The organism is Alteromonas sp. (assembly GCF_984505615.1).
Map to the genome: position 1 here is coordinate 18,199 of NZ_CFHOXV010000012.1, position 21,296 is coordinate 39,494.

Sequence of the window (21,296 nt, forward strand, 5' to 3'; positions counted from 1 at the left end):
TGCGCCCTTCTCCCGCCCTGCTATTCTTCCAGCACCGAAATAGGTTCAGACAATAACGGTTTGCCCTGATTGATGTTAATTTCTACCCGGCGGTTGCGGGCACGGTCGTCAGCAGTGGCTGCGTTTTCAACCAGAGGTTTAGTGTCAGCCAGACCGGTCACGGACATGCGTGACTCATCAAATCCCGGCGCTTTGCGGATCTCTTCCGCCACGGCCACAGCGCGTTGTGCAGACAAATCCCAGTTAGAGCGGTACAGCTCATTGGCAATATGCTGGCCGTCACTGTGTCCTGAAATTTCTATTTCACCGGGCATTTCTGCGAGTAAAGTGCCAATTTTTCTCAACACGGGCTTAAACTGAGGCTGCAAAAATGCCGAACCGGCGGAAAATGAGCCGTTTTCTCTGATCCGGATAGTCAGTTGCTGACCCAAAGACTCCATTTCAATAGAGCCGTCCGCCACTTCTTTTTGCAGTTGTTCAGCCACCTTCTTCATCATTTCGTTATCCTGCTCTTTGTCAGAGCTTTTTGATGATGAAGCCGCAGAATCTGATGCAGTTTGCTGAGCCTGACCACCACGCTGGGACCCGCGTTGTGTTTGCCGGCCACCGGATGAGTCCTCATCCCCTGCCTGAAACTCCAGCGTTGGCTGAGTCATATCGATGGTTTGCTGCTGAATGGTTTCAATAGGCGTCGGATCCGGACGGCCCGGGCGAAACTCCATCGCGATAACACTGGTTCCTTTGGGAATGTCTTTAACTTCAATTTTATTCTGCACGCCGAAGGCAAACTTCATGGAGCCGGCGATTTGCTTAAATTTCAGTACATCCATTTCCGAGAAAGACAGCAACAGAACGAAGAAGCACATCAACAGAGACATCAGGTCAGCGAACGTCCCCATCCACGCCGGCAGGCCGGGAGGGGGACATTTAGGGCATTCATCTGACATAGCAGATTACTCCTCGTCCCCGCCGCCACGTTTGCCGGCAGCGATGTAGTTTTTCAAAATCCCCTCAATGACTTTCGGGTTTTGACCGTCAGCAATACCGACGATACCGTCAAGGACCAGAGACTGATTCAGTTTCTCTTCCTCTTTACGGTTTTCCAGTTTAGCGGCAATCGGCAAACAGATAACGTTTGCCAGGAAGGCGCCGTAAAGTGTTGTTAAAAGTGCTACCGCCATGGCAGGACCGATTGATTTAGGATCATCCATATTTGATAACATGGCAACCAGACCAACCAGTGTACCGATCATCCCCATCGCCGGCGCAACATCGGCCAGACCTTTAAAAATTGAACCACCGAACTCATGGCGCTCAGTGGTCATCTGAATATCTTTTTTCAGCGTTTCTCTGACCACTTCAATGTCGTGGCCATCTACCAGCATATCTACGCCCTTTTGCATAAAGGCATTATCGATTTCGGCTTCTTCCAGTGCGAGAAACCCGCCTTTACGGGCCGCATCTGCCATTTCAACGATTTTTTCAATCAGCACTTCCGGCGGATCGATTTTGAACATGAATGCTTTGCCGGCCACTTTACCGGCACCGAAAAACTGACCCAGCGTAAACTGAGACATCACTACGAAGATAGAACCACAGAATACAATGAGCACTGAGGCAACATCGACGAACATGCCCAAATCCCCACCCAGGATCATGGCCATGACAATAAAGCCGATACCACCTAACATGCCTATGACGGTTGCTAAATCCACTTATTGCTCCTCAAAAAACTCTCTTATCGCGATGCCATTAACTCTATCGGCCGGTATTATGAATTCTATAATCAAAATACAAGATTACCAGATGAATGCTGATTATTAGGTATCGTCAATAAAACCAGAGAGATACCCGCCGTTTGACCACACAGGAACAGGACAAACCAATTGACCCCGCGTGCCTGCCCGGTTAATGTGCGCGATTATCATTAAAACTGCACCGGATATCCGACGTGACCACAGAAAAAACGCCATCTGCGCCCTCTTTTGAAGCATCACTGGCAGAACTTGAAGCCATCGTGACGGAAATGGAATCGGGAGAATTGCCGCTGAATGAAGCTTTAGAAAAATTCGAACGTGGCGTAAAATTATCCCGTCTGAGTCAACAGACTCTCGCGCAGGCAGAACAGAAAGTCAAAATATTGCTCGCTGAGCAAGGTGAACAAACGCTGGTTGATTTCACCCCTTCTGAAGACTGATAAAATCTGGCGGAGAGACCGCTCCGCTCCACCTTGTTATACAGGTAATTCATGACAAATATTGACAGCTTACGTCAGAAGATTAAGCACGACACTGACGAAAGCTTGCTGCGCCTCGTTGCCGCACTTCCTGATCACGCACCACAACTTCGCGCAGCCATGGAATATGCGCTCCTTGCCGGTGGCAAACGTATGCGTCCGTTACTGGTACATATCATAGGTAACACACTGGATATTCCCGGTCAGGATCAGGCCGCAGTGAGCATGGCGATAGAATGCATTCATGCTTATTCTCTGGCTCATGACGACCTGCCGGCAATGGACGATGACGATCTTCGCCGCGGAAAGCCCACCTGTCACATTCAGTTTGATGAGGCGACGGCTATCCTTGCCGGAGATGCCTTGCAAACCCTGGCGTTCAGTATTCTTGCTGATGCTCCCATGAGCGACTTCGCCAATGGTCAGCGCGCAAAACTGGTCAGTATTCTTGCCAGAGCCTCTGGATACGCCGGCATGTGCGGTGGCCAGGCGATAGACCTTGCAGCTACCGGTTCCACGATAGACATTGCGTCCCTTACCCGCCTGCATCGCCTTAAAACCGGCGCATTGCTGCAGGCCTGCGCGGAAATGATTACGGTACTTTGCAGTGATCTTAAACCGGAGCACCGGGAAGCACTGACGGGTTACGCGGGAGACATGGGACTGGCCTTTCAAATTCAGGATGACATTCTGGATGTGGAAGGTGATGCCGAAGTCACCGGCAAACCGCAGGGTTCCGATATTGAACTTGGCAAAAATACGTTTCCGGCATTACTGGGAATGGCACAGGCGAAGGCTGAATTAAACCGTCTTCATGCCAGTGCCCTTCAAGCTTTAGACAGTTTGCCCTACAATACCGGATTGCTGTCTGAGTTTACGGACCTGATGGTAAAACGGACATACTGATTTATGCTAAACAACATAATGAAACGATAACAATGAGTTTAGAATTAACGCACTATCCTGTTCTGGCACAGGCACTGACGCCGGATGAACTCAGAAAGCTGCCACAGGAAAAACTCCGTGAACTGGCTGATGAGTTGCGACAGTTTTTACTGGCTTCAGTTAGTCAGACCAGTGGCCATTTTGCTTCCGGCCTTGGCACAGTAGAACTGACCGTGGCTTTACACTATGTGTATAACACCCCATTCGACCGTTTATTGTGGGATGTTGGCCATCAGGCTTACCCGCATAAAATTTTGACCGGCCGTGCCGGCCGCATGTCGACGATCCGACAAAAAAATGGTCTGCACCCGTTCCCGTGGCCCCCGGAAAGTGAGTACGACACCTTTGCTGTCGGTCACTCGTCTACATCCATCAGCGCCGCACTGGGTATGGCTGTCGCAGCAGATAAAGAAGGCAAAGACCGTAAAGTGGTTGCTGTTATCGGCGACGGTGCGATGACAGCAGGTATGGCGTTTGAAGCGTTGAACCATGCCGGGGACATAAACAAAGACCTGGTGGTGGTACTTAACGACAATGAGATGTCTATCTCGGAAAATGTCGGTGCACTGAACAGTCACCTGGCCCGTCTGCTTACCGGTAACTTTTTCAATAAAATCCGCGATGGCGGTAAAAAGCTGCTGAGTAATGTTCCGCCGATTAAAGAGTTTGCCAGCCGTGCAGAAGAGCACATCAAAGGCATGGTAGTGCCGGGCACTATTTTTGAAGAGCTCGGGTTTAATTACATTGGTCCCATTGACGGCCATGATGTTAATGGCATGGTCGATACCCTGCGCAACATGCGTCAGTTCTCAGGCCCGCACATCCTGCACGTAGTTACACGAAAAGGGAAAGGCTACCCGGTAGCGGAACAGGATCCGATAAAATTCCACGCTGTTCCAAAATTTAATCCGGAAGATAACGCCCTGCCTAAATCTGCACCTTCAGCCCCCACGTTTTCGGCCATTTTCGGCCAGTGGTTGTGCGATATGGCGGCTCAGGATCCCAAACTCATGGCTATTACCCCTGCCATGCGTGAAGGATCTGGCATGGTGAAGTTTTCCCAGCAGTTCCCTGAACAATATTTTGATGTGGCCATAGCAGAACAGCACGCTGTGACCTTCGGTGCCGGTCTTGCCAAAGAAGGGTATAACGCCGTTGTTGCCATTTACTCTACCTTTTTGCAAAGGGCTTACGATCAGTTGATCCATGACGTGGCGCTGCAAGACTTACCTGTGCTGTTTGCCATCGACCGCGCCGGTGTGGTTGGTGCCGACGGTCCAACTCACCAGGGCGTATTTGATATAGCGTTTTTACGCTGTATTCCTAACATGATCATTATGACCCCTGCTGATGAAGATGAATGTCGTCAGATGCTTTATACCGGTCATAAGGCGCAGAAGCCTGCTGCTGTGCGTTATCCACGTGGTGCGGGGAAAGGCATCACGCCGCAGCAAAGCATGACTGAAATCCCGTTAGGCCAGTCACGTACGCTTCGTAAAGGTAACAAGCTTGCTATTTTGAATTTCGGTACATTGCTACCATATGCAGAGGAAGCTGCTGAATCTCTCGATGCCACAGTGGTTGATATGCGTTTTGTTAAACCTCTGGATACAGCGGTTATAGATGAAATCTGCAAGGAGCACGAAGGCATAGTGACCCTGGAAGATGGCTGTATCATGGGCGGTGCCGGTTCTGCAGTAACAGAATATCTGCAATCTGCGAAGCAAAGAATGCACACACTCCATCTTGGTCTTCCTGACAGCTTCATTTTGCAGGGTACCCAGCAGGAAATGTATGCTGAACATGGTCTCGACACCGCCGGTATTATCCGTCAGGTAAAGTCGTATTTTGCCGACTGAGAAAGGTTACTGTAAAAGATAAACGAAAAAACCGTTCTGCTTCACACAGAACGGCTTTTTTATTCGATAAGCAGTGAGTTAACCTATAGCGGGAACCAGCCATATGAGACCATGCAGGCACACACAAGCCATGATCCCCGCAAGAATATCATCCAGCATGATGCCAAGTCCCCCGTGAACCGTTTTATCAACCGGTCCGATAGGCCAGGGCTTCAAAATGTCAAAAATGCGGAATAACACGAAACCGGCTATAAGCGTAGACATACTCAGCGGAACAAACAGAAAAGTGAGAAGCATACCGGCCACTTCATCCCAGACAATGGAGCCGTGATCATGAACGCCCATATCTGTGGCAGTTTTACCGCAAAAGTACACGCCGGCGATGCTGCTCAATATCGTCGCCGTTATAAAAATAACGTTACCGGCCGGCGCAAGGAGCAGAATTAAGGGAATCGCTGCCAGAGAACCAAACGTCCCCGGCATCAACGGGATCAGACCGGAGCCAAAGCCCAGTGCACAAAAATGCACCGGATTTTTCATTGATACTCTGGCACGGTACTCAGGTTGCATTAAAAATCGTGCTCGTAGCCCGCAACGTCTTTCAGTTGATACGGCTCGTCATACAATTTTAAGTCTGTTTTGCCTGCCTGCCCCGTTACCTGACCGATACAGGTAGCCTTTACACCTGTGCTGGCCAGAGACGTTTCCAGATTGCCACGCTGCTCTTCGTTTACAGTGAACACCAGTTCATAATCATCACCGGCAGTCAGCGCATATCGGTAGGCATCCTGTGCACCCACACAATTGAACAAGGCCGAAGACACGGGTAAGCGGTCTACGTGCAAAGTTGCACCGCAATTTGATGCTTTCAGAATGTGATTTAAATCAGCCAGCAGGCCGTCTGACACATCAATACAGGAAGAGGCAATGCGTCGCAGTGCCGCTCCGACAGCTACACGCGGAGTGGGATACAAATGACGTTTAACCAGAAACTCCCTGTCTTCCTCTTTGGCTTCACGTGACCCTTTGAGAATATCCAGACCCGCGCCGGCATCACCGGTAGTGCCGGTAACATATATCCAGTCGCCGGGTCTCGCCGTGCTGCGCTTCAATGCAGCTTCAGGAGGAATGAAACCCTGTGCAGTGATAGTCATCGCCAGAGGACCGCGTACCGTATCACCGCCAATGAGCTGCACAGAATAGTATCTGGTGAGCTCATACAGGCCACTGGCAAATTCTTCCATCCAGGCTTCGTCCACATGAGACATAGACAGGGAAAGAGAAATCCAGGCTGGCTCTGCACCCATTGCGGCGAGATCGCTGAGATTAACAGCAACTGCTTTATAGGCTACGGATCTGGCAGGCGCATCTTTAAGGAAATGCACGCCGGACACCAGTGTATCAGTGGTAATGGCGAGCTGCTGATTTGCAGGAACAGACGTAACAGCACAGTCATCACCGATGCCGACGATTACGTCTTTTCGTTGATGGCCGCCATTTGCAAAGTAACGGCCAATAAGATCAAATTCTTTCACGTTTTACCGGTTAATTCAGTGTCGTCGTGTCATTACGTACAGGTACGTAAATAGATCGCTGTTAACGCTCGTGCTGACGTAACGTCTTCACCGCTTTATCTAACGCACCATTGATAAACTTATGGCTTTCTTCGGCACCAAAAGATTTAGCAAGTTCAATGGCTTCGTTAATAATTACGCGATAAGGCACGTCCATGCGCTCAGTTAATTCATAGGTAGCAATACGCAGAATCGCTTTTTCGATAGGATCCAGTTCTTCCGGTAAACGGCCAAGGTATGGCTTAATTTTTACGTCTAATGCTTCTGCATTTTCCGCAACACCGCGCAACATGGCCTGGAAATACACCATGTCGACTTTCTGCATATCGTTACTGGTCGCAAGTGATAACTCCACCTGGGCGATATCGTTCTTGCTCATTTGCCATGAATAAACACCCTGAAGGGCAAGTTCTCTGGCTTTATGACGTGCGGATACTTTCACGTAACCCCCGGTTAAAGATCGTTAAGCGCTGAAACAACGTTCACCATCTCAAGGGCACCCAGTGCAGCTTCTGCACCTTTGTTCCCCGCTTTGGTACCGGAACGCTCAATAGCCTGTTCGATAGAATCTGTAGTGATAACACCGAAAGAAACCGGAATACCATACTCCAGTGATACCTGCGCCAGACCTTTGTTACACTCACCGGCAACAAAATCAAAGTGAGGCGTACCACCGCGGATCACCGCACCTAAAGCGATAATCGCATCGAACTGGCCTTTTTCTGCCAGTTTTTTTGCTGCTACAGGTAATTCATATGCACCCGGCACGCGAACCAGTGTGATGTCATTGTCGCTGACTTCACCGTGACGCTCTAACGTATCCAGCGCACCTTCAAGCAAGCTTTCTACAACAAAACTGTTGAAACGTGACACAACAATCGCGAATTTCTTGCCTGTCGCGCGAATATTACCTTCAATTACCTGCATGGTATTCCACCCCTATGAAAAAACGGCGCGCAGTATAGCATAACTGCGCGCAAACTAAATCGAATGTTCACGAATTACACGGGAACTAATTATGAATGTATTCCACCACATCCAGTCCGAAGCCGGACAACGCGTGGTATTTGACCGGCTTGCTGAGCAAACGCATTTTTTTGACGCCCATAGTCGCCAGAATCTGACTGCCAACACCTACTGTACGTGACGAACCGGTCCAGGTTTTTCCTTCAGGCTTTTCACCGCGGTCTTCTGCAGCAAATTGTCTGACCTGCCCTTCCAGGTCTTCTTCTTTACCCAGCACCACCAGCACACCACCTTCGTCTGCAATGCGCTTCATGGCATCAGGTAAGGTCATGGTGCGGTTTATCGCGCGGGTAGAACCCAGTAAATCGCTCAGAGTATTATGCAAGTGAACACGCACAAGTGTAGGTGTTTCCGGGTCAATGTCACCTTTCTTCAGCGCAAAGTGAATCTGATTATCGATAACATCTTTAAAGGTATGCAGTTCAAACTCACCATATTCCGTAGGCAGGCTGCACTGGGCAACTTTCTCTATAGTGGTTTCGTTCAGATTGCGATATTCAATCAGATCCGCAATTGTGCCGATTTTTATATCGTATTTTTCGGCGAATTTTTCGAGCTCAGGACGACGGGCCATGGTGCCGTCTTCATTGAGGATCTCGACAATAACAGCAGCTGGCTCACAGCCACCAAGACGGGCAAGATCGACGCTTGCTTCGGTATGACCTGCACGGTTCAGCACACCGCCTTCTTTAGCAATTAACGGAAAAATGTGGCCCGGCTGCACAATGTCAGTTGCTTTAGCATCTTTACCTACCGCGGCCAGAATCGTGGTCGCGCGGTCTGCAGCAGAAATACCGGTGGTTACGCCACGGGCTGCTTCAATGGAAACGGTAAAGGCGGTATGAAATTGTGCGCCGTTTTTATCTACCATCAGCGGTAAATTCAAACGTTCACAGCGCTCCTGCGTCATGGGCAGGCATACCAGGCCGCGGGCATGAGTAACCATAAAGTTAATCGCTTCCGGCGTCACATGCTCAGCGGCCATGATGATATCGCCTTCATTCTCGCGATCTTCATCGTCCATCAGGATAACCATTTTACCCTGACGGATATCTTCAATTATTTCAGCTGTGGTGTTGAGTGCCATAATTTCACTTATGTAGGGTTATTTTCTAAGAAAACCATTTTCGGCCAGGAAGGCCATACTAATGTCTTTTTTGGTGGTCTTTTCTGCTGCCTTGTCACCCATCATCAGGCGTTCCAGATAGCGGGCAACCACGTCTACTTCCAGATTGACCCGGCTGCCGGCTTTATACGTGCCGATCACCGTTTCCTGAAGGGTGTGAGGGATGATCCACAACATTAATTCATTGCCATCCACCTCATTCACAGTCAGGCTGACGCCGTCCACCGTGATACTGCCTTTATGGGCAATATACTTTGCTAACTCAGTGGGGGCAGAAATCCAGATTTCAATGTAAGTGCTGTGTTTAACAATCTTTTTTACTTCACCAACGCCGTCCACATGGCCGGATACAATATGACCACCGAAGCGATCTGTGGGGCGCATGGCTTTTTCCAGATTCACGGTACTGCCGGGTTTATAATTGGCAAAACCGGTGTAACGGATGGTTTCGGCTGACACGTCAGCACAATAATAATCTGTACCGAAGTCGGTTACTGTGAGACAGACACCGTTTGTGGCAATACTGTCGCCAAGGGCCACATCAGACATATCCAGCTTTTCTGACGACACAGTCAGCTTGATGTCTTCGCCCCGGTGATCAAGAGACTGAATCGTCCCCAGGGCCTGAATAATTCCGGTAAACATCGTATACCCTCTACAAAAGCGTTACTTAATTATATCGTATGACAAGCGGATATCAGGGCCGGTTTGCCGTACGTCAGTCAGTGACAGTACCGGCGTTTCATCCAGCGACACAAATTCATCCAGCGTGAGCATGCTTTGTGCTTTGTCACCTAACAGTTTGGACGCCTGATACACCACAAGCCGGTCAACTTCACCGGCAGTAAACAATGCACCGGCAAGACCCGGGCCGGCTTCCACCCACACATCATTAATTTGTCTTTCTCCCAGCTTCTCCATGAGCTGAGACAGGTCTATGTAATTGCCACGCATAGATACGGCCAGTGCCGGGACACTGGTTTGCGGCGCAACTGGCTGACCGGTTACCCGCAGGGTTTTATGTCCGTCTGTGAATAATTGCAAATCGTCCGGCAACCGGTTGTGGCTGTCTATCACGACCCTGAGCGGCTGCCTTACCGGCGAGACAGGGTAATCAGAAAAGTTGGCTTCATTTTCCCTGACCAGCAAAGACGGATTGTCGGCCAGTGCAGTGCCACTGCCGGTTAAAATGGCACAACTGGCAGCACGGTGTAATTGCACATCGCGGCGGGATTCAGCACTGGTGATCCACTGGCTGACGCCGTTAGACAAGGCTATTTTGCCATCAAGACTGATACCCAGTTTCACCGTTACCCGCGGTTTGCCTGATATCATGCGTTTGATAAATCCGGGGTTCAATGCTGCCGATTCGGCCGCCAGAACATCAGACACCACATCAATGCCGGCATCCTGAAGTTTTTTTATACCCCGGCCGCTCACCTGAGGGTTCGGATCAGTCATGGCGATAACCACCCGGCTGACACCAGCCTCCACTAACGCATCGGCGCAGGGAGGTGTTCGCCCGAAGTGACTGCAGGGCTCAAGTGTGACATAAGCCGTACCGCCACGGGCCTTATCGCCTGCTTCACGAAGAGCATGCACTTCCGCATGGGGTGTGCCGGCCTGTATATGGTAACCCTGTCCAGCTAAGTCGCCGTTACTGTCAAGAATAATGCAACCGACACGGGGATTCGGAGATGTGGTGAACTGACCCTGCGTGGCCAGTCTGATGGCTTTCGCCATCCAGGCGTAGTCCTGAGAAATGGAAACAACTGACGTGGTTTTCATGGCGGTTATCAGTCTCCTAAACGGGCAATTTCCTCACCAAACTCACGAATATCTTCAAATGAACGGTACACTGACGCAAACCGCACATATGCGACTTTGTCGAGCACCTTCAGTGCATCCATAATCAGATTACCGAGGAATTCACTGGAAACTTCCCGTTCACCGGTAGCACGCAATGCAGACTTCAGCGACAAAATCACTTCTTCCACTTTCTCCGTGCTCACAGGGCGCTTTTCCAGTGCCCGCTGCAACCCGGCGCGTAGCTTATCTTCATTGAACGGCTCTCTGGAACCATCCCGTTTAATGACTCTCGGCATCACTAATTCAGCACTTTCAAAGGTAGTAAAGCGCTCGTGACAGATAACACATTCGCGACGGCGACGTACCTGATGCCCTTCTGCCACCAGACGGGAATCGATAACTTTGGTTTCCTGTGCCGAACAAAACGGGCAAAACATAGCAGGTCCTTTTAACAACAAAGCCGCCAGGCAGCACAGGCTGCTCTGACGGCATCAACTCTTACTAACTAAGAGCGGGGAATTTCATACTGATAAAGCGGCTTACCCGTAAACCGGGAATGCTTTACACAGTTCTACAACTTCACCTTTAACACGCTCAACAACACTTTCATCACCCATGTTGTCCAGAATGTCGCAGATCCAGGTCGCAACCTGTTTCGCCTGCTCTTCTTTAAAGCCACGACGGGTAATCGCCGGACTACCGATACGCAGACCACTGGTCACGAACGGTGAACGTGGATCTTTTGGTACAGAGTTTTTGTTTACAGTGATGTTTGCACGGCCAAGCGCGGCATCAGCGTCTTTACCTGTGATATCTTTCTTAATCAGATCCAGCAGGAACAGGTGATTTTCAGTACCGCCTGACACTACGTCGTAACCACGCTCCAGTACCACTTCAACCATGGCTTTTGCGTTTTTAACAACCTGCTGCTGATATTCTTTAAATTCAGGCTGAAGGGCTTCTTTGAACGCTACCGCTTTAGCTGCAATAACGTGACACAGAGGACCACCCTGGTTGCCCGGGAATACAGAACTGTTCAGCTTCTTGTAGATGTCTTCGTCGCCACAGGCAGACAGGATCAGACCACTACGTGGACCCGCAAGGGTTTTGTGAGTCGTGGTAGTCACTACGTGTGCGTGAGCCAGCGGGCTCGGATATACACCGGCAGCAATCAGACCGGCAACGTGTGCCATGTCGACCAGCAGGTACGCACCTATTTTGTCTGCGATCTCACGGAAACGGGCCCAGTCAACCACTTTTGAATAGGCAGAGAAACCACCGATAATCATCTTAGGCTTGTGCTCTAAGGCCAGTGCTTCAACCTGCTCGTAATCGATTTCGCCGGTTTCTTCATTCAGACCATACTGTACCGCATTGTAGGTTTTACCTGAGAAGTTTACGTGAGAACCGTGAGTTAAGTGACCGCCTTCAGACAGACTCATACCCAGAACAGTATCACCGGCATTAATTAGAGCCATAAACGCAGCAGCGTTGGCCTGAGAGCCTGCGTGGGGCTGAACGTTGGCGTACTCAGCACCAAACAGTTGCTTAGCACGGTCAATCGCCAGTTGCTCTACCACGTCTACATGCTCACAACCACCATAGTAACGCTTACCGGGATAACCTTCTGCGTACTTATTCGTTAACTGAGAGCCTTGCGCCTCCATGACACGTGGACTGCAATAGTTTTCTGATGCGATGAGCTCAATGTGATGCTCCTGACGCTCAGCTTCTTTGGCCATGGCATCTGCCAGTTCCGGATCGTAATCCGCAATAGTCATATCGCGAGGTAACATGAAGGCTCCTTACTCTGCGTTTTATGGACAGCTAAAAAATGAGGGGCATATTTTAGTCATTTTAAGCCGCATGTATACTGCTTTATGCCCGTTTCGTTTATATCCGCAGCGGCAGCATTTCTTAACACTGCCCTGTCGCTTATACGCCGCGGCCTGCGGCCATATATAACGTTTAATTACAATTCAGAAAGATTTAACCTTTTTCCAGCGCTTTCACACGGTTAAAGAGATCATCGATCTGACGGGTCCGTACAGTCACTTTACGCCAGTCGCGGTTTTTCATGGCCGGCTGACCGGATGAATAAACGCCGGACTCGGTAATATCCTGCACAATCATGGTATAACCGGTTACCTGCACATTATCGCAAATGCTGATATGTCCATTCACACCACAGCCTCCGCCAAGTATGACGTATTTGCCGATATGACAACTGCCTGCAATGCCTGTAGCGCCGCAAATACAGGAGTGATCACCAATGATACAGTTGTGTCCTACCTGTACCTGGTTATCGATAATCACATTCTTACCGATGATGGTATCTTCCATAGCGCCACGGTCGATGCTGCTTGAAGCACCAATTTGGGAATCATCACCAATCTGCACACTGCCGGTTTGCGGAATGGGCAGCCATGTTCCTTGGTCGTTTGCGTATCCAAAACCTGCCGCACCAATAACGGTCTGGCTGTGAATAGTCACCCGCTTACCAATCACAATATCGTGATACACGGTGACGTTGGGATAAATTGTCGAACCCTCACCAATTTTCGTGCCTTTACCAATCACGGTATTTGCGCCGATTCTAACGTTATCACCCAGCATGACATTATCTTCAATAATGACATTGTGACCCAGCGACACATTGGTTCCCAGCGTGGCAGAAGAAGCCACAACGGCTGTTTCAGCGATACCGGATGCCACCTCAGGTGTGGTGTCGAACAACTGGGCTATGCGGGCAAAGGCTGCGTGGGGATTACTGTGAACCAGCGCAGGAACCGGGCAGTCGTCCAGCATTTTCTCATTCAGAATCACCGCTCCGGCGGCCGTATCAGCCAGTTGCGACTTGTATTTTACGTTGGTCAGAAATGAAATCTGGTGGCCTTTCGACCCGGCCAGAGTGCCCACACCACTCAGCTTTGTTTCGTTGATACGGGTTTCATCACCCGCCACACTGCCACCCACGTGGTCAGCCAGCTCAGTTAAAGTGTATGTGCGTTTTGCGTGTGCCGTCATAGCTTAACCTGTTAGTCAATTTCCTGTGTGTATGGTAATGCAAAATCGCGGATTCGTCCTGACCCTCACCATTAATTTCCTGCCATCCGCCATGTAAACGTTCAAAATTAACCCATTATTGAAAATCACTGCTGGCTTTACTGGTCAGATTGAGGACAAAGCGAGTACAATAGATGGCATATCATTTACTTATATTGAAGCAAGGACACTGTTCGGAACATGTCATCACAATACGTATATTCCATGCACAGGGTTGGCAAAATTGTGCCACCCAACCGTCATATTTTAAAAGATATCTCTCTGAGCTTTTTCCCTGGCGCCAAAATCGGCGTACTGGGTCTCAACGGTGCGGGTAAATCTACCCTGCTCCGCATCATGGCCGGCGTGGACACCGAAATAGAAGGTGAAGCCCGCCCGCAACCGGGTATCAACATTGGTTACCTGCCACAGGAACCTAAACTGGACGAGTCCAAAGACGTTCGCGGCAACATCGAAGAAGCGGTTGCTGACGTAAAACACGCCCTTACCCGTCTTGATGAAGTGTATGCCGCCTACGCCGAAGCAGACGCCGATTTTGATGCGCTGGCAAAGGAACAGGGTGAACTGGAAGCGATTATTCAGGCGAAGGATGGTCATAACCTGGACAACGCCCTGGAACGTGCTGCGGATGCCCTGCGTCTGCCGCCATGGGACGCCGATGTTTCCAAACTGTCCGGTGGTGAACGCCGCCGTGTAGCACTATGCCGCCTGCTGCTTGAGAAGCCGGATATGCTGCTGCTTGACGAACCGACTAACCACTTAGACGCAGAATCTGTTGCCTGGCTGGAACGCTTCCTTCACGACTATGAAGGTACCGTAGTAGCCATTACCCACGACCGTTATTTCCTTGATAACGTTGCCGGCTGGATCCTGGAACTCGACCGTGGCCACGGTATTCCGTGGGAAGGTAACTATTCTTCCTGGCTGGAACAGAAAGAAGCCCGTCTTGCCCAGGAAGAACGCACTGAAAATGCCCGCGTGAAATCTATGAAGCAGGAACTGGAGTGGGTGCGCTCGAACCCGAAAGGCCGTCACGCCAAATCTAAAGCACGTATGGCCCGCTTTGAAGAAATGTCCACGTCTGATTACCAGAAGCGTAACGAAACCAATGAGCTGTTCATTCCACCGGGTGAGCGCCTGGGCGATAAAGTCATTGAAGTAAAACACCTTAAAAAAGCTTACGGTGACCGTGTACTTATCGATGATATGGACTTCGTGGTACCGAAAGGCGCTATCGTCGGTATTATCGGTCCTAACGGTGCCGGTAAATCTACCCTGTTCAAAATGATTTCAGGGCAGGAGCAGCCGGACGAAGGTGAAGTGGTTATTGGTGATACCGTTCATCTGGCCAGTGTGGAGCAGTTCCGTGACCACATGAATGACAAGAATACCGTGTGGAAAGAAATCTCTGACGATTCTGACATTATCCGCATCGGTAACTTTGAAATTAACAGCCGCGCTTACTGCAGCCGCTTTAACTTCCGTGGCAGCGACCAGCAAAAATTCATCGGCGATCTGTCCGGTGGTGAGCGCAACCGTGTTCACCTGGCCAAATTGCTGAAAGCCGGCGGCAACGTGTTGCTGCTCGATGAACCGACCAACGATTTGGACGTTGAAACCCTGCGGGCACTGGAAAATGCCTTATTGGAATTCCCCGGCTGTGCCATGGTTATCTCGCACGATCGCTGGTTCCTCGACCGCGTAGCCACGCATATCATTGACTACCGCGATGAAGGTAAAGTTAACTTCTTTGAAGGTAACTACACCGACTACGAAACCTGGCTGAAAGAAAACTTCGGACAGGATGTGGTAGAGCCGCACCGCCTGAAATATAAGCGTATGGCGAAGAAGTAATACACAGGCCCCGCATTTGCGGGGCTTTTACTATCTGGTTGATTAATTTTCCGGCTTTCGCAGGATTAATTTGAACGATCAGGTTGACCTTACCCCGTTGTTTACACTAATAATTAAGGGGTAAGTTATCAGGAAGAACAATTGTGGATAAACGACAGTTTCAGCGTGTAGATTTAAAGGTACCGGGAGAGCTCAGTCTCCACGGTAACAGCATACCTGTTACTGTTGAGGATGTATCACTGCAGGGCCTGCGCCTCAGCGCTGCAGAAGCCATGCTGGACATGTTGCCCTTCGACAGTCACGACCCTTACACTGTGATGTTTAAAGCAAATCCCGACAGTCCGTTAATGACACTGTATCTGATCCAGCTTTACCGCCAGTCTCCGCAAAAAGCCGGCGTCATTTATATCGGCTGTAAAGTCGATCACATCGATGTGGAATGTCTGGCCGAACTGCGCCGCCTGATCAACCTGAACAGCGGCGACGATGCGCTGAGCGAAAAAGACATGGACGCCCTGCTTAATGCAGTCTATCCCGGCAACTGAATGCTTAGCTGAGTGCATCCAGCGCTTCTGACAATTGACTCACAGGTACCACCTGCAATCCTGCTACCGGCTGTTTGGGCGCATTGGATTTGGGTACAATAGCCCGTTTAAAACCGTGCTTGGCGGCTTCTGTGATACGCTCACTGCCGTTCGGTACCGGTCTGATTTCACCGGCCAGACCCACCTCACCAAATACAATCAAATCCTTTGGTAAAGCACGATTGCGGAAACTGCTGACCATCGCCAGCAATAAGGCTAAATCAGCACTGGTTTCCGATATTTTTACACCACCCACCACGTTAACAAATACGTCCTGATCGTTCATCTGTACATTACCGTGACGGTGCAATACTGCCAGTAACATGGCAAGCCGGTTTTGTTCCAGACCGACTGCAATCCGGCGGGGATTAGACATCTGTGAATAGTCTACCAGCGCCTGAATCTCTACCAGCAACGGTCTGGTGCCCTCCCAGACTACCATCACACTGGATCCCGGCGCCTGATTTTCCCCCCGGCTGAGGAAAATGGCGGAAGGATTGCTGACTTCTTTAAGACCTCTTTCCGTCATGCCGAAAACGCCAAGCTCATTAACAGCACCGAAACGGTTTTTATGACTACGTAATGTTCTGAAGCGCCCGTCACTCTCGCCTTCCAGCATCATTGAACAGTCGATACAGTGCTCAAGGACTTTCGGGCCAGCCAGATTGCCATCTTTCGTTACGTGGCCAACGATAAACATGGCGATATGATGTTGTTTCGCAAAACGAGTCAGATAAGCGGCGCTTTCTCTCACCTGCGATACGCTGCCCGGAGCAGACTGTACATCAGCCACATTCATTACCTGAATCGAATCAATAACCATAATTTTAGGCTGCTGTGTCAGTGCCAGTTCGCAGATAGTCTCCACATTGGTCTCTGCCAGCATCATCAGCTTATCAGTGGGTAACCCTAATCTTTGGGCACGCATGGCCACCTGTTGCAACGACTCTTCACCGGTAACGTAAAGCGCGCTGCGTTCTTTGGCTAACTGACACATCACCTGCAGTAACAATGTACTTTTACCGGCACCGGGTGAACCGCCTATCAACATAGCCGCGCCGGGTACAATGCCACCGCCAAGTACCCGGTCCAGCTCTTTGAAGCCGGAGCTGAATCTGGGTAATGCTTCCAAATCGATGGCATTAAGAGGCTCTATACGGGCATTCGTCTGACCGGCGTAACCGCTGAATCCGGCCTTTGCTGTTTTAGCAGGGGAAACCACAAACTCTGAAATGGTGTTCCAGGATTTGCATTCGCTGCATTGTCCCTGCCACCTTGGAAACTCTGCGCCACAGTCAGAACAGACGTAGGCTGTTTTACGTTTTGCCATTTGAATTAATTTAAAGGTATTATTTTGCGCTATTCTAACGTTATTATGAAGGCACTGCATACCGGATTAAAGTAGGGATGGAGTCCGGGTAAATGTTCACTTACAGTCTCAGCGAAGTCTGCCGATAAGAAATACAACAGGGCAGCCAATTAAGATCAGTAGTTAAAATGGAAAAAGAACTTCAGCAATATGCAGACATCATAGAGCAGCTGAAATCATCAATCGGCGCCCCTGAATTCAATCAAATTTTGATGCAACTGACGCAGAACCTTCCGTCAGAAAAACGCTTTCTCATCAAAATGGAGTTGAAAAGACTGGCCAAGCCCTGTGTACGCTCAATTGATCTGCGCGGTCAGGTGGACGGTGAATGCAAGCTTTTCGAATACCGTGGCAGGAAGCACTATCTCGATGACGTTGCCATAGACGTTTTTAACCGCCAGGTGAATATCTTCGGAAATTACACCTTCGGTGTTTACGAAACGGTGATGGCAACAGAAAATAACTTCAGAGTAATGCGGGAGCGGGCTGAACAACAGGCTCTGCAGGGCACGGTTAAATCTGATGCTGAAACCAAACAGGAAAACCTTCATCAGTACTCTATACCTGTTGTTAATTTGCTGAACTATGCTCACCGTAATCAGGAACGGATGAACTTTGCTGTCGCAGTTGAAATACAGGATGAGAGCGGCAGTCAGTACAAAGCCAGCAGTGTGGATATTTCTACCGAAGGGCTCAGGTTGAAGTTACCGAAAGAATACCGCTTCCGGCCAGAACAGAAGTTACACATATTCTTCCGGGGCCTGGAAGATGAGTTTGCCATGGATAAGCGCTCGGGTATTGTTTATGAGGTCATCACCACCAAGTTTGAAAAATCAAATTATTACCTCATTCTGAAACGCAACCGTCAATTCCCTTCCCCATCATTCGACAAGTTTCTCGATAACTTCATTCACGGTAACAAACGCCGTTATAAGGTTAACCTGACGAACACCATTGATGCCATCATCAATAAAACTGCAGAGCAGTATATTTCCCCCTGTAGTCCTTCGCTTCCGGTATTCATCGACAGTATCAATGACGCATTACTTCCCCGTTATGCCATGCTCAACACCATCAACAAGGATATCCTGGATTACTGGAAGGATGAGACCGGTGAGATCAAACTGGGCTACTTGCTGAAACCTTCGCGACTGGCAAAATTGCAGGCTGATGCAGATAAACATAACGAACTGTATGTTTATTGTTTCACCCACATCCAGAACGGTGCAGTGTACTTCTACTCGGCGTCCACACGTGAACTGGAACAGAAAGAATCACTCAAGTCTGTTTTCATCGGATTTGGTTCCCGGAAAGTCAGCTGGCGGGTATTTAAACTGACAATGAGCACCATGTCACCGGATGAAGCGCATTGTCCGCTTTCTATTCCGGATGACGCAGGCAGTGTGGCAAAGAAACAAAACACGCCGCCTTCAGCCCGGCTGATGGCAAAACTAAAACGTCTTCAATACCTTGTGCATATTACAGATATCACCTCTGAAAGCGGTCAGCGGCAATATGCGGCGTTAAAATTTGACCGTAGTCACCTTGCTCATTTACGCATTTTTGCTCACCCCAGAAATAAGCAACCTGCCCCTATCCGCCCTTACCGTTATCGTTTTCAGGAACAACGGATGGAAACCCGCTACATTCTGCGGTCGCCGGTTGTGTTAAGTGGCCTGGATGAAACCATACAGTGCAAAGGGATTTCTGAAGATATCTCCATATCCGGCCTGCGCCTTGAAATTCCCGGCGAGTTTGACGGAGAAAAAGGCAGCCTGGTGAAAATTGCGCTGCCTGAACTGCAAGCGCTGACAACCAAACACGATGTGACCGGTTTGATTTACGAAGTAGTTTATTACAATACTGACCGCAATATTGTGCACCTTCGTGCCGCTGAAGGTGAACCGGGCGCTGCAGCCAGAAAGTTTTTTGATAATCTGATCAAGCAGAACAAACAGGCACTGAAAACCTATCCGGAAGAAGAAGAAATTCCGGGTATCGGTCACGCCCTGCGTTGTATTAACGCCCGTCACACACCTAATTTCGCTTTTCTGCTGGCCAAAAACGGTATCCGCTACGAGGCGGATATGGCTGTCATGAACGGGTTGAATTCTGTGTCAGCACGCATGCTGACCCATTTCACCGGCAGTGGTAAAACCAACGTTGAGTTTCTCTACCGGGATAAGAACCTGGAAGCTCCGCTCATGCTTCATGGCATTAAAACCATGAGGCTGGAAAATCAACCATTACGCCAGGAGCTTTTTATTGCTTATGATCCGGCCCGTAAAAACAGCAAACTGGCCATATTGCCTAAGCTGGATAAAGATTTTGCCAATGATGACACCAGAAAGTCCTTTATCACTGAAGCACTGGCAAGAGGTCACTTTATTGCCATGCAGGTTATTTTAACGACCACAGGTAAACCGGATCTGGACATGCTGCAAGCCGAATTAAGCTATGTCAGCATGTACGCATTACACCGCGCTAAAGAACTGGAAGAGAAAATCTGGGGTATGGGCGCATCTGTGCACCTTGTCGACATGACCAGCGAAGTAATGATGCGTTTTGGCTATGACAAAGCAACCATTTCCCGTAACAGTCAGCTAAAGGCCATCAGCGAATCGACTGCGCAGATTGAAAAAATCCTCAACAATTAAACAAAGAAGGCATGCTCATGGCATGCCTTCATCACTTTGCTCTGTTTCAGGTTGTTATTCAGCCAGCAAATACAGCATGCCGTGCAAACCTGAGAACCGGATGGCGGTATCAGCTTTTTCCCTTACCAGCGGTTTAGCATGACAGGCCACGCCTAATGCGGCCTTTGCCATCATCACCAGATCATTAGCGCCGTCTCCCATAGCGACGGTCTGTGACATAGGTATTTGCCATTCACTGGCCAGAGACTCAACCGTGCGCGCTTTCACTTCAGCATCCACGATCTCACCGGTCACTTCTCCGGCAAGCACGTCACCATCGGTTTTCAAGGTATTGGAGAATGCTGCATCCAGACCAAGCCGCTCTTTTACGTGATCGGCAAAATAAGTGAACCCGCCGGAGGCAACAGCGATTTTCCAACCATGCTCTTTTAACACGGAAACCAGTGGTACAACGCCCGGCATCAACGGAATACTGTCACGGATTTGGGCCAGCTGTGATACCGGCACACCTTTCAGGCAGGCCACCCGGGATATCAAACTTTCACTGAAAGCCAGTTCCCCGCGCATGGCCTTTGCGGTCACTGCGGCAACCTTGTCACCGAGGCCGGCCAGTTTGGCTATCTCATCAATACACTCTATTTGTATGATGGTGCTGTCCATGTCCATCACCAGCAAACCGGGCGCGGACAACGATGGCCGGACAGTCTGAACCACTACATCTACCCGCAATGATTCAGCCAGTTTTTCCAACAGCGGCTTTAACGCCGTCACATCAGCCGTTTTTATTGACCCCGTTACGACGGTTTCGTGGAATTTACCGCTAAGGGCATGTAACCGGAAACCGGAAAGCGTTGCGACTGGTGCCAGTGCGTCAGACACTTTTTCAAGTTGCCAGGCTGTCAGCGCCGGCGCATAGACAGTGATAACAGCGTCATTATTGTCTGAAGAGACTGCACCTGTGCTCTGCCACTGGCCGCCTGAAAAAACGATGCCGGCAGGATGCGTTTTCAGCGCAGTGATTAGCGCAGCATGAGAATGTACTGAAGATAAAGCTACTGAATTCAATGTAGGAGGTTCCGCTACTCAAAGTATGCGTATCCTAGCGAATTCAGTGACCGGGGAAAACAGCCATTTATGAATAGATTATGCTCATGATGGCAAAAACGGTATTATGACGGCAAATGCGCTTTT

At 49.6% G+C, this 21,296-nt stretch carries 20 protein-coding genes; 6 read left to right on the forward strand and 14 right to left on the reverse strand.

All coding sequences use genetic code 11. The features are described from left to right. Positions 1–20 precede the first annotated feature (20 nt). A complete protein-coding gene (locus tag AC4PME_RS09205; RefSeq protein WP_491046172.1) occupies positions 21–947 on the reverse strand; it encodes a flagellar motor protein MotB in 927 nt (308 codons plus the stop codon). Between the two features lie 6 nt (positions 948–953). After that, the gene (pomA, locus tag AC4PME_RS09210; RefSeq protein WP_119501918.1) at positions 954–1,715 is read right to left on the reverse strand and encodes a flagellar motor protein PomA; all 762 of its coding nucleotides are present in this window, start codon (positions 1,713–1,715) and stop codon (positions 954–956) included. A 236-nt stretch (positions 1,716–1,951) separates the two neighbouring features. Here pomA and xseB point away from each other — a divergent pair, with 236 nt between their 5' ends. The 3 genes from xseB to dxs are packed head-to-tail and all read left to right on the forward strand — an operon-like array spanning position 1,952 to position 5,040. Further along, on the forward strand, positions 1,952–2,197 hold the full coding sequence (gene xseB / locus AC4PME_RS09215; protein ID WP_491046171.1) for an exodeoxyribonuclease VII small subunit: 246 nt from the start codon (positions 1,952–1,954) through the stop codon (positions 2,195–2,197). 51 nt (positions 2,198–2,248) lie between these two features. Beyond that, positions 2,249–3,142, forward strand: coding sequence for a farnesyl diphosphate synthase (locus AC4PME_RS09220; RefSeq protein ID WP_119501920.1), 894 nt, complete (start codon positions 2,249–2,251; stop codon positions 3,140–3,142). 32 nt (positions 3,143–3,174) lie between these two features. Further along, positions 3,175–5,040, forward strand: a complete 1,866-nt coding sequence (dxs, locus tag AC4PME_RS09225) for a 1-deoxy-D-xylulose-5-phosphate synthase (RefSeq protein ID WP_491046170.1) — start codon at positions 3,175–3,177, stop codon at positions 5,038–5,040. Between the two features lie 78 nt (positions 5,041–5,118). Here dxs and AC4PME_RS09230 read toward each other — a convergent pair whose 3' ends face one another. The 10 genes from AC4PME_RS09230 to lpxD form a co-directional block, all read right to left on the reverse strand. Beyond that, positions 5,119–5,610, reverse strand: a complete 492-nt coding sequence (locus AC4PME_RS09230) for a phosphatidylglycerophosphatase A family protein (protein ID WP_491046169.1) — start codon at positions 5,608–5,610, stop codon at positions 5,119–5,121. Beyond that, positions 5,610–6,575: a thiamine-phosphate kinase gene (thiL, locus tag AC4PME_RS09235; RefSeq protein ID WP_119501923.1), complete on the reverse strand. Its 966-nt coding sequence runs from the start codon at positions 6,573–6,575 to the stop codon at positions 5,610–5,612. The genes AC4PME_RS09230 and thiL overlap by 1 nt, the downstream gene beginning before the upstream one ends. Positions 6,576–6,636: 61 nt before the next feature. Continuing rightward, positions 6,637–7,056 carry a transcription antitermination factor NusB gene (gene nusB, locus AC4PME_RS09240; protein WP_119501924.1) on the reverse strand — a complete coding sequence of 140 codons (420 nt, stop codon included), beginning with the start codon at positions 7,054–7,056 and terminating at the stop codon, positions 6,637–6,639. Between the two features lie 11 nt (positions 7,057–7,067). Then, complete coding sequence (gene ribH / locus AC4PME_RS09245; protein ID WP_119501925.1) at positions 7,068–7,541, reverse strand: 6,7-dimethyl-8-ribityllumazine synthase; 474 nt, start codon at positions 7,539–7,541, stop codon at positions 7,068–7,070. An 85-nt stretch (positions 7,542–7,626) separates the two neighbouring features. Then, the gene (ribBA, locus tag AC4PME_RS09250; protein WP_119501926.1) at positions 7,627–8,727 is read right to left on the reverse strand and encodes a bifunctional 3,4-dihydroxy-2-butanone-4-phosphate synthase/GTP cyclohydrolase II; all 1,101 of its coding nucleotides are present in this window, start codon (positions 8,725–8,727) and stop codon (positions 7,627–7,629) included. Between the two features lie 18 nt (positions 8,728–8,745). After that, positions 8,746–9,411: a riboflavin synthase gene (locus tag AC4PME_RS09255; RefSeq protein ID WP_119501927.1), complete on the reverse strand. Its 666-nt coding sequence runs from the start codon at positions 9,409–9,411 to the stop codon at positions 8,746–8,748. A 21-nt stretch (positions 9,412–9,432) separates the two neighbouring features. Beyond that, positions 9,433–10,554, reverse strand: coding sequence for a bifunctional diaminohydroxyphosphoribosylaminopyrimidine deaminase/5-amino-6-(5-phosphoribosylamino)uracil reductase RibD (ribD, locus tag AC4PME_RS09260; protein WP_119501928.1), 1,122 nt, complete (start codon positions 10,552–10,554; stop codon positions 9,433–9,435). A gap of 8 nt (positions 10,555–10,562) precedes the next feature. Further along, positions 10,563–11,012 (reverse strand): transcriptional regulator NrdR, encoded by a 450-nt coding sequence (gene nrdR / locus AC4PME_RS09265; RefSeq protein ID WP_119501929.1) that lies wholly within the window; start codon positions 11,010–11,012, stop codon positions 10,563–10,565. 102 nt (positions 11,013–11,114) lie between these two features. Further along, positions 11,115–12,371, reverse strand: a complete 1,257-nt coding sequence (gene glyA, locus AC4PME_RS09270; RefSeq protein WP_491046168.1) for a serine hydroxymethyltransferase — start codon at positions 12,369–12,371, stop codon at positions 11,115–11,117. A gap of 193 nt (positions 12,372–12,564) precedes the next feature. Beyond that, positions 12,565–13,602 (reverse strand): UDP-3-O-(3-hydroxymyristoyl)glucosamine N-acyltransferase, encoded by a 1,038-nt coding sequence (gene lpxD / locus AC4PME_RS09275; RefSeq protein ID WP_491046167.1) that lies wholly within the window; start codon positions 13,600–13,602, stop codon positions 12,565–12,567. A gap of 219 nt (positions 13,603–13,821) precedes the next feature. Here lpxD and ettA point away from each other — a divergent pair, with 219 nt between their 5' ends. Together ettA and AC4PME_RS09285 are read left to right on the forward strand one after the other, a co-directional pair. Next, a complete protein-coding gene (ettA, locus tag AC4PME_RS09280) occupies positions 13,822–15,495 on the forward strand; it encodes an energy-dependent translational throttle protein EttA (protein WP_119501932.1) in 1,674 nt (557 codons plus the stop codon). A 143-nt stretch (positions 15,496–15,638) separates the two neighbouring features. Continuing rightward, positions 15,639–16,040: a PilZ domain-containing protein gene (locus AC4PME_RS09285; RefSeq protein WP_232373373.1), complete on the forward strand. Its 402-nt coding sequence runs from the start codon at positions 15,639–15,641 to the stop codon at positions 16,038–16,040. A gap of 4 nt (positions 16,041–16,044) precedes the next feature. Here AC4PME_RS09285 and radA read toward each other — a convergent pair whose 3' ends face one another. Next, the gene (gene radA, locus AC4PME_RS09290) at positions 16,045–17,409 is read right to left on the reverse strand and encodes a DNA repair protein RadA (protein ID WP_491046166.1); all 1,365 of its coding nucleotides are present in this window, start codon (positions 17,407–17,409) and stop codon (positions 16,045–16,047) included. Positions 17,410–17,576: 167 nt separating this feature from the next. On the opposite strand from radA, the gene AC4PME_RS09295 reads away from it, so the two are divergent. Further along, positions 17,577–20,105 (forward strand): PilZ domain-containing protein, encoded by a 2,529-nt coding sequence (locus AC4PME_RS09295; protein ID WP_119501935.1) that lies wholly within the window; start codon positions 17,577–17,579, stop codon positions 20,103–20,105. Between the two features lie 54 nt (positions 20,106–20,159). Here AC4PME_RS09295 and serB read toward each other — a convergent pair whose 3' ends face one another. Then, positions 20,160–21,170, reverse strand: a complete 1,011-nt coding sequence (gene serB / locus AC4PME_RS09300; protein WP_491046165.1) for a phosphoserine phosphatase SerB — start codon at positions 21,168–21,170, stop codon at positions 20,160–20,162. Positions 21,171–21,296: the final 126 nt, after the last annotated feature.

Coding starts and splice junctions, on each gene's coding strand:
- AC4PME_RS09295 (WP_119501935.1), top strand. CDS start 17,577: ATGGAAAAAGAACTTCAGCAATATGCAGACATCATAGAGCAGCTGAAA.
- ribD (WP_119501928.1), bottom strand. CDS start 10,554: ATGAAAACCACGTCAGTTGTTTCCATTTCTCAGGACTACGCCTGGATG.
- AC4PME_RS09255 (WP_119501927.1), bottom strand. CDS start 9,411: ATGTTTACCGGAATTATTCAGGCCCTGGGGACGATTCAGTCTCTTGAT.
- radA (WP_491046166.1), bottom strand. CDS start 17,409: ATGGCAAAACGTAAAACAGCCTACGTCTGTTCTGACTGTGGCGCAGAG.
- AC4PME_RS09230 (WP_491046169.1), bottom strand. CDS start 5,610: ATGCAACCTGAGTACCGTGCCAGAGTATCAATGAAAAATCCGGTGCAT.
- glyA (WP_491046168.1), bottom strand. CDS start 12,371: ATGTTACCTCGCGATATGACTATTGCGGATTACGATCCGGAACTGGCA.
- AC4PME_RS09205 (WP_491046172.1), bottom strand. CDS start 947: ATGTCAGATGAATGCCCTAAATGTCCCCCTCCCGGCCTGCCGGCGTGG.
- ribBA (WP_119501926.1), bottom strand. CDS start 8,727: ATGGCACTCAACACCACAGCTGAAATAATTGAAGATATCCGTCAGGGT.
- dxs (WP_491046170.1), top strand. CDS start 3,175: ATGAGTTTAGAATTAACGCACTATCCTGTTCTGGCACAGGCACTGACG.
- ettA (WP_119501932.1), top strand. CDS start 13,822: ATGTCATCACAATACGTATATTCCATGCACAGGGTTGGCAAAATTGTG.
- lpxD (WP_491046167.1), bottom strand. CDS start 13,602: ATGACGGCACACGCAAAACGCACATACACTTTAACTGAGCTGGCTGAC.
- ribH (WP_119501925.1), bottom strand. CDS start 7,541: ATGCAGGTAATTGAAGGTAATATTCGCGCGACAGGCAAGAAATTCGCG.
- nrdR (WP_119501929.1), bottom strand. CDS start 11,012: ATGTTTTGCCCGTTTTGTTCGGCACAGGAAACCAAAGTTATCGATTCC.
- AC4PME_RS09220 (WP_119501920.1), top strand. CDS start 2,249: ATGACAAATATTGACAGCTTACGTCAGAAGATTAAGCACGACACTGAC.